Annotated in this window: 9 protein-coding genes and 1 tRNA gene; all 10 read left to right on the top strand. The window is 70.0% G+C overall.

The annotated features are described in order from the left end of the window. The first annotated feature begins 75 nt into the window (after positions 1–75). Positions 76–1,206, top strand: coding sequence for a DNA polymerase III subunit beta (gene dnaN, locus ABT381_RS02805; RefSeq protein ID WP_351586874.1), 1,131 nt, complete (start codon positions 76–78; stop codon positions 1,204–1,206). Positions 1,207–1,391: 185 nt separating this feature from the next. Then, positions 1,392–2,270: a phosphogluconate dehydrogenase (NAD(+)-dependent, decarboxylating) gene (gene gnd, locus ABT381_RS02800; protein ID WP_351586872.1), complete on the top strand. Its 879-nt coding sequence runs from the start codon at positions 1,392–1,394 to the stop codon at positions 2,268–2,270. A gap of 64 nt (positions 2,271–2,334) precedes the next feature. Further along, entirely contained in the window at positions 2,335–3,468 is a 1,134-nt protein-coding gene (gene recF / locus ABT381_RS02795; RefSeq protein WP_351586870.1) for a DNA replication/repair protein RecF, read from the top strand. After that, on the top strand, positions 3,469–4,026 hold the full coding sequence (locus ABT381_RS02790) for a DciA family protein (protein ID WP_351586868.1): 558 nt from the start codon (positions 3,469–3,471) through the stop codon (positions 4,024–4,026). A 463-nt stretch (positions 4,027–4,489) separates the two neighbouring features. Then, on the top strand, positions 4,490–6,520 hold the full coding sequence (gyrB, locus tag ABT381_RS02785) for a DNA topoisomerase (ATP-hydrolyzing) subunit B (RefSeq protein ID WP_351586866.1): 2,031 nt from the start codon (positions 4,490–4,492) through the stop codon (positions 6,518–6,520). A gap of 49 nt (positions 6,521–6,569) precedes the next feature. Further along, positions 6,570–9,194, top strand: coding sequence for a DNA gyrase subunit A (gene gyrA / locus ABT381_RS02780; RefSeq protein WP_351586864.1), 2,625 nt, complete (start codon positions 6,570–6,572; stop codon positions 9,192–9,194). Positions 9,195–9,209: 15 nt separating this feature from the next. Then, complete coding sequence (locus ABT381_RS02775) at positions 9,210–9,890, top strand: DUF3566 domain-containing protein (protein WP_351586862.1); 681 nt, start codon at positions 9,210–9,212, stop codon at positions 9,888–9,890. Positions 9,891–10,003: 113 nt separating this feature from the next. Beyond that, positions 10,004–10,077: transfer RNA gene (locus ABT381_RS02770), tRNA-Ile, on the top strand. A gap of 156 nt (positions 10,078–10,233) precedes the next feature. Further along, positions 10,234–10,368, top strand: a complete 135-nt coding sequence (locus ABT381_RS02765; RefSeq protein ID WP_003958712.1) for a DLW-39 family protein — start codon at positions 10,234–10,236, stop codon at positions 10,366–10,368. A gap of 195 nt (positions 10,369–10,563) precedes the next feature. Beyond that, complete coding sequence (locus tag ABT381_RS02760) at positions 10,564–12,456, top strand: vWA domain-containing protein (protein ID WP_351586860.1); 1,893 nt, start codon at positions 10,564–10,566, stop codon at positions 12,454–12,456. Positions 12,457–12,465 lie beyond the last annotated feature (9 nt).

Below are 12,465 nucleotides of genomic sequence, written 5' to 3'. Positions count from 1 at the left end.
GACTGGTCTCCGGCAACCCAGCCGACGACGAAGGCCAGCAGGGCGAGAGCCAGCAACAGCAGGAGGCGGTTTCCGGTGAAGATCCGGGTGGAGCGCGATGTACTCGCGGAGGCAGTGGCCTGGGCGGCCAAGAGCCTCCCGGCCCGTCCGCCGGTGCCCGTCCTCGCGGGCCTGCTGCTGAAGGCGGAGGACGGCTCCCTGAGCCTCTCCGGCTTCGACTACGAGGTCTCGGCACGCGTCTCGGTGGAGGCGGAGACCGAGGAGGAGGGCACGGTCCTCGTCTCCGGCCGGCTGCTCGCCGACATCTGCCGTGCGCTGCCGAACCGCCCGGTGGAGATCTCCACAGACGGTGTACGAGTGACCGTCGTCTGCGGCTCCTCGCGCTTCACCCTCCACACCCTTCCTGTGGAGGAGTACCCGGCGCTGCCCCAGATGCCCACCGCCACCGGCACCGTCCCCGGTGAGGTCTTCGCCTCCGCGGCCGCCCAGGTCGCCATCGCCGCCGGCCGCGACGACACCCTCCCGGTGCTCACCGGTGTCCGCATCGAGATCGAGGGCGACACCGTCACGCTCGCCTCGACCGACCGCTACCGCTTCGCGGTCCGCGAGTTCCTGTGGAAGCCGGAGAGCCCGGACGCCTCCGCGGTCGCGCTGGTGCCCGCCAAGACGCTGCTGGACACCGCCAAGTCGCTGAGCAGCGGTGACACGGTCACGCTGGCGCTGTCCGGCTCCGGCGCCGGTGAGGGTCTGATCGGTTTCGAGGGCGCCGGGCGGCGGACGACCACCCGCCTTCTTGAGGGCGACCTGCCGAAGTACCGCACGCTCTTCCCGACCGAGTTCAACTCCGTCGCGGTGATCGAGACGGCTCCGTTCGTCGAGGCCGTCAAGCGTGTTGCGCTGGTGGCCGAGCGGAACACCCCGGTGCGGCTCAGCTTCGAGCAGGGCGTGCTGATCCTGGAGGCCGGCTCCAGCGACGACGCACAGGCTGTGGAGCGCGTCGACGCGCAGCTGGAGGGCGACGACATCTCGATCGCCTTCAACCCCGGCTTCCTGCTGGAGGGCCTGTCCGCGATCGACTCGCCGGTGGCGCAGCTGGCGTTCACGACGTCGACCAAGCCCGCGCTGCTGAGCGGCAAGCCGGCCGCCGACGCCGAGGCGGACGACGCGTACAAGTACCTGATCATGCCGGTGCGCCTGTCGGGCTGAGCTCCGAGCAGTGCCCTGTGCCACGCCCGGAAGGCCGTACGGACGCGCTCCGTACGGCCGCCCGGATGACGCGGTTGACCTGCGGCTTATGAGCGGCTGAGCCCACAGCTGTGCACAGCCCTTCGGGCGTAGGCTCGTCGTAGGTCAGGTACAAGGGCAACGACTATGTGCAAAGAGGGTCTCTGATGGAGCTCGGTCTCGTCGGTCTCGGCAAGATGGGCGGCAACATGCGCGAGCGCATCCGCCGCGCAGGCCACACGGTCATCGGTTACGACCGCAATCCCGACCTCGCGGACGTCTCCAGCCTCAAGGAGCTGGTGGACGGTCTGCAGGGTCCGCGGGTCGTGTGGGTCATGGTGCCGGCCGGCGCCGCCACCCAGGCGACGATCGATGAGCTCGGTGAGCTGCTGTCCGAGGGCGACATCGTCGTGGACGGCGGGAACAGCCGCTGGACCGATGACGAGAAGCACGCCGAGGAGCTGCGCGCCAAGGGCATCGGCTTCGTCGACTGCGGCGTCTCCGGTGGCGTGTGGGGCCTGGAGAACGGCTACGCGCTGATGTACGGCGGTGCCGCCGAGGACGTGGCGAAGGTCCAGCCGATCTTCGACGCGCTCAAGCCGGAGGGCGACTTCGGCTCGGTGCACGCCGGCAAGGTCGGCGCGGGCCACTTCGCGAAGATGGTCCACAACGGCATCGAGTACGCCATGATGCAGGCGTACGCCGAGGGCTGGGAGCTGCTGGAGAAGGTCGACTCCGTCACGGACGTGCGCGAGGTCTTCCGCTCCTGGCAGGAGGGCACGGTCATCCGCTCCTGGCTGCTGGACCTGGCGGTCAACGCGCTGGACGACGACGAGCACCTGGAGAAGCTGCGGGGCTTCGCCGCCGACTCCGGTGAGGGCCGCTGGACGGTCGAGGCCGCGATCGACAACGCGGTGCCGCTGCCGGCGATCACCGCGTCGCTGTTCGCGCGGTTCGCCTCGCGTCAGGACGACTCGCCGCAGATGAAGATGATCGCCGCGCTGCGGAATCAGTTCGGCGGCCACGCGGTCGAGAACAAGAAGTAATCCCAGGGGCTGGGGCCACCCAGCACCCGCAGCAGTGTTACGCCGGGGGAGGTCGGCGCCGCCCATGCATGTCGCGCATCTGTCGCTCGCCGACTTCCGCTCGTACGCCCGGGTCGAGGTCCCGCTCGACCCGGGCGTCACGGCGTTCGTCGGGCCCAACGGCCAGGGGAAGACCAATCTCGTCGAGGCGGTCGGCTATCTCGCCACCCTCGGCAGTCACCGCGTGTCCTCCGACGCGCCGCTGGTCCGCATGGGTGCGGAGCGGGCGATCGTCCGGGCGCAGGTGGTGCAGGGCGAGCGGCAGCAGCTGATCGAGCTGGAGCTGAATCCGGGGAAGGCCAACCGGGCCAGGATCAACAGATCCTCGCAGGTCAGGCCGCGTGACGTGCTCGGCATCGTGCGGACGGTGCTGTTCGCGCCGGAGGATCTGGCGCTGGTCAAGGGCGATCCGGGCGAGCGGCGGCGCTTCCTGGACGAGCTGATCACGGCGCGTTCGCCGCGGATGGCGGGCGTGCGCTCGGACTACGACCGCGTGCTGAAGCAGCGCAACACCCTGCTGAAGAGCGCGGCCCTGGCGCGCCGGCACGGCGGCCGGAAGATGGACCTGTCCACGCTGGACGTGTGGGACCAGCATCTGGCGCGCGTCGGTGCGGAGCTGCTGGCGCAGCGGCTGGACCTGATCGCGACGCTGCAGCCGCTGGCGGACAAGGCGTACGAGCAGCTGGCGCCGGGCGGCGGGCCGGTCGCGCTGGAGTACCGCGGTTCGGTGGGCGAGCGGCTGGCGGAGGCGTCGAACCGTGAGGAGCTGTACGGGCTGCTCATGGAGGCGCTGGGCGAGGCGCGGAAGAACGAGATCGAGCGGGGCGTGACGCTGGTCGGCCCGCACCGTGACGACCTGGTCCTCAAGCTGGGGCGGCTGCCGGCGAAGGGGTACGCGAGCCACGGCGAGTCCTGGTCGTACGCGCTGGCGCTGCGGCTGGCCTCGTACGACCTGCTGAGCGCCGAGGGCAATGAGCCGGTGCTGGTCCTCGACGACGTCTTCGCCGAGCTGGACGCGCGCCGCCGGGAGCGGCTGGCCGAGCTGGTGGCGCCGGGTGAGCAGGTGCTGGTGACGGCGGCGGTGGACGACGATGTGCCGGGCGTGCTGGCGGGGGCGCGGTTCGCGGTCTCCGAGGGCACGGCGGAGAAGGTGTCGTAAGTGAGTGAGCAGTCCGGTCCTCAGGAGCCTGCGGGACCCGAGCAGCCGAAGCCGCCGGAGCTGTCCGGGGTCGATCTGGCGCGGCAGGCGCTGGTGGCCGCGAAGGAGCAGGCGCGGGCGCGGGGCGCGGCCGCGCAGCAGAAGAAGCAGGCCCGCCGCGGGGGTGGGCTGCGTTCCGGTGCGCGTGCCGATGGGCGCGATCCGCTGCCGCTGGGTGCGGCGATCAATCGTCTGATCACCGAGCGTGGCTGGGAGACGCCGGCCGCGGTCGGCGGGGTGATGGGGCGCTGGCCGCAGCTGGTGGGCGCGGAGGTGGCGCAGCACTGTGAGCCGCAGAAGTACGACGAGGACGCCCGGGTGCTGACGGTGCAGTGCGACTCGACGGCGTGGGCGACGCAGCTGCGGCTGCTGGCGCCGACGCTGGTGGCGCGGCTGAACGAGGACCTCGGGCACGGGTCGGTGAAGGTCATCAAGGTGCTGGGGCCGGGTGGCCCGCCCCGGCGGTACGGCTCGTTGCGGGCTCCGGGGAGCACGGGGCCGGGCGACACGTACGGCTGAGCCGTACCTGCGGGCGCGGAGCGGCCGTTTCACGTGAAACCGCACGCCTGCCCGGCCGAAGCCTTCCGTTTCCCATGAAACCGCGCCCGGCCGAAGCCTTCCGTTTCACGTGAAACCGCCTCTGCGGCGGGTCTCCGTACGGGCGAGATGCCTCGGATGTTCTGGTGTGACGGAAGAGACTCCGCTCACCGTAGTCGGAGGTTGACAGCCCGAAGCGCTGAGTGCCGGTGTGAGCGTCCTGGGGGCCCGTCTCAGATATGGGGAGTCGGCGGACGCCAGTTCAGGGCGGCACGTGAGGACTCAGGCGCCCGCAAACCCCCATGAGTGTCGGCGCTACCGGTAGACTGGTAGCAATCCCGCCCACTCGCGGAACATGTCGAACGACGCAGCCGCTCCTGACCGGCACGGGGCCTTCCCGCCGGCAGCAGGAGAAGGCTCGTGCCTGTGCCAGAAAGGGCGCTTCGTGGCCGACTCCGGCGACCTCAACGAGAACATCACGGCTTCTACCGAAGAGGGGGTTCCTGCCGTCGCCAGTGGCGGCTCCTCGGAAGAGAAGTCGTACGACGCCAGTGCGATCACTGTCCTTGAGGGCTTGGACGCGGTTCGCAAGCGACCGGGTATGTACATCGGCTCCACCGGCGAGCGTGGTCTGCACCACCTCGTGCAGGAGGTCGTGGACAACTCGGTCGACGAGGCGATGGCCGGCCACGCGGACACCATCGACGTCACGATCCTCGCGGACGGCGGCGTGCGCGTCATCGACAACGGCCGTGGCATCCCCGTGGGCATCATCCCCTCCGAGGGGAAGCCGGCCGTCGAGGTCGTGCTCACCGTGCTGCACGCGGGCGGCAAGTTCGGCGGCGGCGGGTACGCCGTCTCCGGTGGTTTGCACGGCGTCGGTGTCTCCGTCGTGAACGCCCTGTCCCAGCGGGTCTCCGTCGAGGTCAGGACGGACGGGTACCGCTGGACGCAGGACTACAAGGCGGGTGTGCCGACCGCGCCGCTCGCCAAGCACGAGGCCACCGAGGAGACCGGCACCTCGGTCACGTTCTGGGCCGACGGCGAGATCTTCGAGACGACCGAGTACAGCTTCGAGACGCTGTCCCGGCGCTTCCAGGAGATGGCCTTCCTCAACAAGGGTCTGTCGATCCAGCTCACCGACGAGCGCGAGGCGCACGTCGACGAGGAGGGCAAGCCGCTCACCGTCAAGTACCACTACGAAGGCGGCCTCGTCGACTTCGTGAAGTACCTGAACTCCCGCAAGGGCGAGACGGTCCACCCCACGGTCATCGACATCGAGGCCGAGGACAAGGAGCGGATGCTCTCGGTGGAGATCGCGATGCAGTGGAACACCCAGTACACCGAGGGTGTCTACAGCTTCGCGAACACCATCCACACCCACGAGGGCGGTACGCACGAAGAGGGCTTCCGCGCGGCGCTGACGGGCCTGATCAACCGGTACGCGCGCGACAAGAAGCTGCTGCGCGAGAAGGACGACAACCTCACGGGTGAGGACATCCGCGAGGGTCTGACGGCGATCATCTCCATCAAGCTCGGCGAGCCCCAGTTCGAGGGCCAGACCAAGACGAAGCTGGGCAACACCGAGGCGAAGACGTTCGTCCAGAAGGTCGCGCACGAGCACCTCACGGACTGGCTGGACCGGAACCCCAACGAGGCCGCGGACATCATCCGCAAGGGCATCCAGGCCGCGACGGCCCGTGTCGCCGCCCGCAAGGCGCGCGACCTGACCCGCCGCAAGGGTCTGCTGGAGACCGCGTCGCTGCCGGGCAAGCTGAGCGACTGCCAGTCCAACGACCCGACCAAGTGCGAGATCTTCATCGTCGAGGGTGACTCCGCCGGCGGCTCGGCCAAGTCCGGCCGTAACCCGGAGTACCAGGCGATCCTCCCGATCCGCGGCAAGATCCTGAACGTCGAGAAGGCCAGGGTCGACAAGATCCTGCAGAACCAGGAAGTCCAGGCGCTGATCTCGGCCTTCGGCACCGGGGTCCACGAGGACTTCGACATCGAGAAGCTCCGCTACCACAAGATCATCCTGATGGCGGACGCCGACGTCGACGGCCAGCACATCAACACCCTGCTGCTCACCTTCCTGTTCCGCTTCATGCGGCCGCTGGTGGAGGCCGGGCACGTGTACCTCTCCCGCCCGCCGCTGTACAAGATCAAGTGGGGCCGGGACGACTTCGAGTACGCCTACTCCGACCGCGAGCGCGACGCGCTGATCGAGCTGGGCAAGCGGTCCGGCAAGCGCATCAAGGACGACTCGGTCCAGCGCTTCAAGGGTCTGGGTGAGATGAACGCCGAAGAGCTGCGCGTGACGACCATGGACATCGACCACCGGGTGCTCGGCCAGGTGTCGCTGGACGACGCGGCCCGCGCGGACGACCTGTTCTCCGTGCTCATGGGTGAGGACGTCGAAGCACGTCGCTCGTTCATCCAGCGCAACGCCAAGGACGTCCGCTTCCTCGACATCTGAGCCCGTCGGCCCGAACAACAGCCGCAGCTCGAAAGGACTTTGAACAGCAATGGCCGACGAGATTCCCCCCGTGACCCCGGACGGCGTGACCGCCGAGGGCGCGCCCGCCGCCATCGAAGGCGTGGGCATGCGTGTCGAGCCCGTCGGGCTCGAGACCGAGATGCAGCGCTCGTACCTCGACTACGCGATGTCCGTCATCGTCTCGCGTGCGCTGCCCGACGTGCGGGACGGCCTGAAGCCGGTGCACCGCCGCGTCCTGTACGCGATGTACGACGGCGGGTACCGCCCCGAGAAGGGCTTCTACAAGTGCGCCCGCGTCGTCGGTGACGTCATGGGTACGTACCACCCGCACGGCGACTCCTCGATCTACGACGCGCTGGTCCGCCTCGCGCAGCCGTGGTCGATGCGGATGCCGCTGGTGGACTCCAACGGCAACTTCGGTTCTCCGGGCAACGACCCGGCCGCGGCCATGCGGTACACCGAGTGCAAGATGGCGCCGCTGTCGATGGAGATGCTCCGGGACATCGACGAGGAGACCGTCGACTTCCAGGACAACTACGACGGCCGTAACCAGGAGCCGACGGTCCTGCCGTCGCGCTTCCCGAACCTGCTGATCAACGGCTCGGCCGGCATCGCGGTCGGCATGGCGACCAACATCCCGCCGCACAACCTCCGCGAGGTCGCGGCCGGCGCGCAGTGGGCGCTGGAGCACCCGGAGGCCTCCAACGAGGAGCTGCTGGAAGCCCTGATCGAGCGGATCAAGGGCCCGGACTTCCCCACCGGCGCGCTCGTGGTGGGCCGCAAGGGCATCGAGGAGGCGTACCGCACCGGCCGCGGCTCCATCACGATGCGCGCGGTGGTCGAGGTCGAGGAGATCCACAACCGCCAGTGCCTGGTGGTCACGGAGCTTCCGTACCAGGTCAACCCGGACAACCTCGCGCAGAAGATCGCCGACCTGGTGAAGGACGGCCGGGTCGGCGGCATCGCCGACGTCCGCGACGAGACCTCCTCGCGGACCGGCCAGCGCCTGGTCATCGTGCTCAAGCGGGACGCCGTCGCCAAGGTCGTCCTGAACAACCTGTACAAGCACACCGACCTGCAGACGAACTTCGGCGCCAACATGCTGGCGCTGGTCGACGGCGTGCCGCGCACGCTGTCCCTGGACGCGTTCATCCGCCACTGGGTGACGCACCAGATCGAGGTCATCGTCCGCCGGACGAAGTTCCGGCTGCGCAAGGCCGAGGAGCGGGCGCACATCCTGCGCGGTCTGCTCAAGGCCCTGGACGCCATCGACGAGGTCATCGCGCTGATCCGGCGCAGCCAGACGGTCGAGGACGCGCGCGGCGGCCTGATGGACCTGCTGGAGATCGACGAGATCCAGGCGAACGCGATCCTGGAGATGCAGCTGCGGCGCCTGGCGGCCCTGGAGCGGCAGAAGATCACCGCCGAGCACGACGAGCTGGAAGCGAAGATCCGCGAGTACAACGCGATCCTGGCCTCCCCGGAGCGGCAGCGCGGGATCGTCAGCGACGAGCTGACCGCGCTCGTCGACAAGTACGGCGACGACCGGCGCTCCAAGCTGGTGCCCTTCGAGGGCGACATGTCCATCGAGGACCTGATCGCCGAGGAGGACATCGTCGTCACGATCACCCGTGGCGGCTACATCAAGCGGACCAAGACCGAGGACTACCGCTCGCAGAAGCGCGGCGGCAAGGGCGTGCGCGGCACGAAGCTGAAGCAGGACGACATCGTCGACCACTTCTTCGTGTCCACCACCCACCACTGGCTGCTGTTCTTCACGAACAAGGGCCGGGTCTACCGCGCCAAGGCGTACGAGCTGCCGGACGCGGGCCGGGACGCGCGCGGCCAGCACGTCGCGAACCTCCTCGCCTTCCAGCCGGACGAGCAGATCGCGCAGATCCTGGCGATCCGCGACTACGAGGCGGCGCCGTATCTGGTCCTGGCCACCAAGGCCGGCCTGGTGAAGAAGACGCCGCTGAAGGACTACGACTCGCCGCGCTCCGGCGGTGTCATCGCCATCAACCTGCGCGAGCAGGAGGACGGCTCGGACGACGAGCTGATCGGTGCCGAGCTGGTCTCCGGCGAGGACGACCTGCTGCTGATCTCCAAGAAGGCGCAGTCGATCCGGTTCACCGCCACGGATGACGCGCTGCGCCCGATGGGGCGTGCCACCTCCGGCGTGAAGGGCATGAGCTTCCGCGAAGGCGACGAGCTCCTTTCGATGAACGTGGTGCGGGCGAACACCTTCGTTTTCACCGCCACCGACGGCGGGTACGCCAAGCGCACGAACGTCGACGAGTACCGCGTCCAGGGCCGCGGCGGCCTCGGTATCAAGGCCGCCAAGATCGTGGAGGATCGAGGTGAGCTGGTCGGCGCGCTGGTGGTCGAGGCGAGCGACGAGATCCTCGCCATCACCCTCAGCGGTGGGGTGATCCGCACGCGGGTCGACGAGGTCAGGGAGACGGGCCGTGACACCATGGGCGTCCAACTGATCAACCTGGGCAAGCGCGATGCCGTCGTCGGTATCGCTCGGAACGCCGAGGCCGGTCGCGAGGCCGAAGAGGTCGAGGCGCTGGCCGAGGGCGAGCCGGCCGATGACGCGGCGCAGGACCAGGCCCCGGCGGCCGGGGGCGAGGAGCCCGCGGCGGAGTAGCGCGAGGAGTAGGTCGTGAGTGGAGCCACGGGTGCGCAGGCGGGCGGATCGGGCGACGAGCGGAGCTCGTCCTCCGGGCCCGCGACCGTGACGGACAGCGCCCGTGGCTCCGATGCTGACGGCGGCCCCCGCAAGGAGGCCGCCTCCGAGGGGGGAACCGTGACCGACACCAGGCAGCCGCAGCCCGAGGCGCAGCCGCAGCCGCAGCCCGAGCCGCGCCCGCAGGGCACCGAGGACCAGCCGTACCGCCCGCCGTCGGCCTACGCGACCGGCGGGGGCAAGCAGGGCATGCGCGTGCCCCGCACGGGCGTCCGTACCACCCCGCGTACGCGCAAGGCGCGGCTGCGGGTGGCCAGGGCCGATCCGTGGTCGGTGATGAAGGTCAGCTTCCTGCTGTCGATCGCGCTGGGGCTGTGCACGCTGGTGGCGGTGTCGGTGCTGTGGATGGTGATGGACGCGATGGGCGTCTTCACCACGGTCGGCGGCACGATCAGCGAGGCCACCAGCTCCGACGGCGGTTCCGGTTTCGACCTGGAGACGTTCCTTTCGCTGCCGCGGGTGCTGCTGTTCACCGGTGTCATCGCGGTGATCGACGTGGTGCTGGCGACGGCGCTGGCCACGCTCGGGGCGTTCATCTACAACCTCTCGGCGGGCTTCGTGGGCGGCGTGGAGCTGACCCTGGCCGAGGACGAATGACCTGCTGCGGGGGGCCGTCGGCGGCCTTTCGGGCCCGGGTCGGTCATCGATTTGGGCCATGGCTCTGAAGTGCGCTAATCTTTCGGTGCAGCCAGCGAGGCGGCACCAAGCCAGGGGCTATAGCTCAGACGGTTAGAGCGCTTCCCTGATAAGGAAGAGGCCACAGGTTCAAGTCCTGTTAGCCCCACCGGCAAGGATCGGCCCGGACGGAGTTTCTCCGCCCGGGCCGATCCGTTTGTGCTTCCGGCGAGTTGGGGTCGGGCTAGGTCACCGATTGATATCGACCGGTGTGTATCATCGGCCCCCGAAGGTCCCCTACGTCAACGAAAGACGAGGTCGCGCGGTGAAGAAGCTTCTCCTGGTCGCACTGGCCGCCATCGGCGGGCTCCTCGTGTACCGCCAGATCCAGGCGGATCGCGCCGAGCAGGATCTGTGGACGGAGGCGACCGACTCCGTGCCCGCAGGTTCGGGCGTGTGAGCCCCAGCACGTACGCACGAAACCCCGGCTGCCGCACTCCGCGGTGACCGGGGTTTCGTCTGTTCGGCGTCGTTCGCCGGGCGTCATCCGTCCGGCGCCGTGGTGGGACTGTGGCGCCTTCGCGCCTTGAGTTTGCGGAAGCACACCGCTAGGTTGCGGTAGCAAACTTGGTGGGTGGTCCGAGGGGGCAGGTGCATGGCACGACGACGTTGCGGTACGGCGGCCACGCTGATCGGGGGCCTGCTGGTCACGCTGGTGAGCGCGCCCCAGGCGTCCGCAGCCCTGGCCCCGGCCCCGGCCTCGACCGGCAGCGGCATGGTCATGGTGCTGGACTCCTCCGGTTCGATGGCGGAGCCGGACGGCGCCGGGCACACCCGGATCGCCGCGGCCCGCAAGGCCGTCGGCACCCTGGCGGACGCCCTGCCCGACGGTTTCCCCACCGGATTACGCGTCTACGGTGCGGACAAGAACCGCGGCTGTCACGACACCCGCCTCCTCCAGCCGGTACGGCCGCTGGACCGGGCAGGGCTGAAGAAGGCCGTGGCGGGCGTCGAGCCCAAGGGCGACACCCCCATCGGACTCTCGCTGAAGAAGGCGGCCGCCGACCTCCCGCGGGGCGCCGGCGGCACGGCCGGCCGCCGCACGATCGTGCTGATCTCCGACGGCGAGGACACCTGCCAGTCCCCGCCGCCCTGCGAGGTCGCCCAGCAGCTCGGGAAATCCGGCGTCGACCTGCGCATCGACACCATCGGCTTCCAAGTGCGCGGCAAGGCCCGCCAGCAGCTGGAGTGCGTCGCGAAGGCGGGCAACGGCCGCTACTACGACGCGCCCGACGCCACGTCCCTCGCCCGCCAGATGCAGCGCGCGGGCAGCCTCTCCGCGGACGGTTACCGCTTTCAGGGGAAGCGGGTGCGCGGTACTCCCGCACGCTCCGGCGCACCCGCCATCGCGCCGGGCCAGTACCGGGACACCATCGGCCCCGGAGAGAAGCGCTTCTACGCCGTGCGGCTGGACGGCCGCTCCACCGCCGACTTCTCCGCCACCGCCGTCCCGCACCCGGGTGCGGCGGTCGACACCACCACCGTGCTGCGCACCCAGCTCGTGTACGGCACCGACAGCGCCTGCGAGTCCAGCACCGAGCTGTTCGGCCAGAACGAGGGTGCCACGCCGCTGACTTCGGGCGTCAGCAGGATTCCGGCGGCGGACGGGAGCGGCAGCTGCGACCCGGCCGGACGCTACTGGCTCGTCGTCGAGCGCGAGGCCGCCGACGGGTCCGACGCGGCGCACTGGCCCCTGGAGCTGACATACCGCAGCGAGCAGCCGCTCAAGGAGGGCGTCACGCCCTCCCGGCCGGAGCCGGAGTACGGCGCGGGCGGCAAGGACGCCGTCCTGCCCTCCGGGGCCCCGAAGGGCGTCACCGGCGGCACCGGCTTCAACGACGCCGCCCGGATCGGGGCGGGCGTCTGGCGCGACAGGATCCTGCCGTCGCAGACCCTTTGGTACCGGGTCCCGGTCGGCTGGGGCCAGCAGCTGCGCTACGACGTGGAGTTCGCCGACGAACCCACCGTGCGCGGATACAGCGCGCAGACCTCGTACGGCGCGACGCAGGTCTACACGCCGGCCCGGCAGCCGGTCGGCGGCGGCACCGGCGAATTCAGCCCGCAGACGCCCTACAACGGGCGGCTCACCGCGGTGCACATGGGCACCGTCCCCGTCAGCTGGAGCAACCGCTACGAGAGCAACCCCAACGTGATCCCCGTGCACCGGGACGGTGACTTCTATCTGGCGGTCACCCTCGGTGCCAAGGTCGCGGAGATCGCGGACAATCCGCGGATCCGTGTGGTCCTGCGCGTGGCCGTCCTCGGCGCGGCGAAGCGCGGCCCGCAGGCGCACGCGGCCGCCGTACGGGATTCCGCCGCCCCGGCGGACAGCGACGCGGCCGGCGGGGCAGGATGGGCGGCGCGTCAGGTGATCGGGGCCGCCGGCATCGGCGTGGGAGCGCTGCTCCTGGCCGGCCTCGCGGTGGCGTACACGAGGGCGCGCGGCAGGCGGCGCAGTGCCGGTACCGGTAGGGGCTCGGGACGATGAGGGGTAGTA

It is taken from the genome of Streptomyces sp. NPDC000151 (genome assembly GCF_040301705.1).
In the GTDB taxonomy this organism is placed as follows: domain Bacteria; phylum Actinomycetota; class Actinomycetes; order Streptomycetales; family Streptomycetaceae; genus Streptomyces.
Note: the sequence above shows the minus strand (reverse complement) of the source record. Positions and strands in the feature narration are given on the sequence as shown.

Bases quoted from the DNA above. Each gene is read 5' to 3' on its own strand.
- gnd (WP_351586872.1), top strand. From the start codon at position 1,392: ATGGAGCTCGGTCTCGTCGGTCTCGGCAAGATGGGCGGCAACATGCGC.
- recF (WP_351586870.1), top strand. From the start codon at position 2,335: ATGCATGTCGCGCATCTGTCGCTCGCCGACTTCCGCTCGTACGCCCGG.
- ABT381_RS02760 (WP_351586860.1), top strand. From the start codon at position 10,564: ATGGCACGACGACGTTGCGGTACGGCGGCCACGCTGATCGGGGGCCTG.
- gyrA (WP_351586864.1), top strand. From the start codon at position 6,570: ATGGCCGACGAGATTCCCCCCGTGACCCCGGACGGCGTGACCGCCGAG.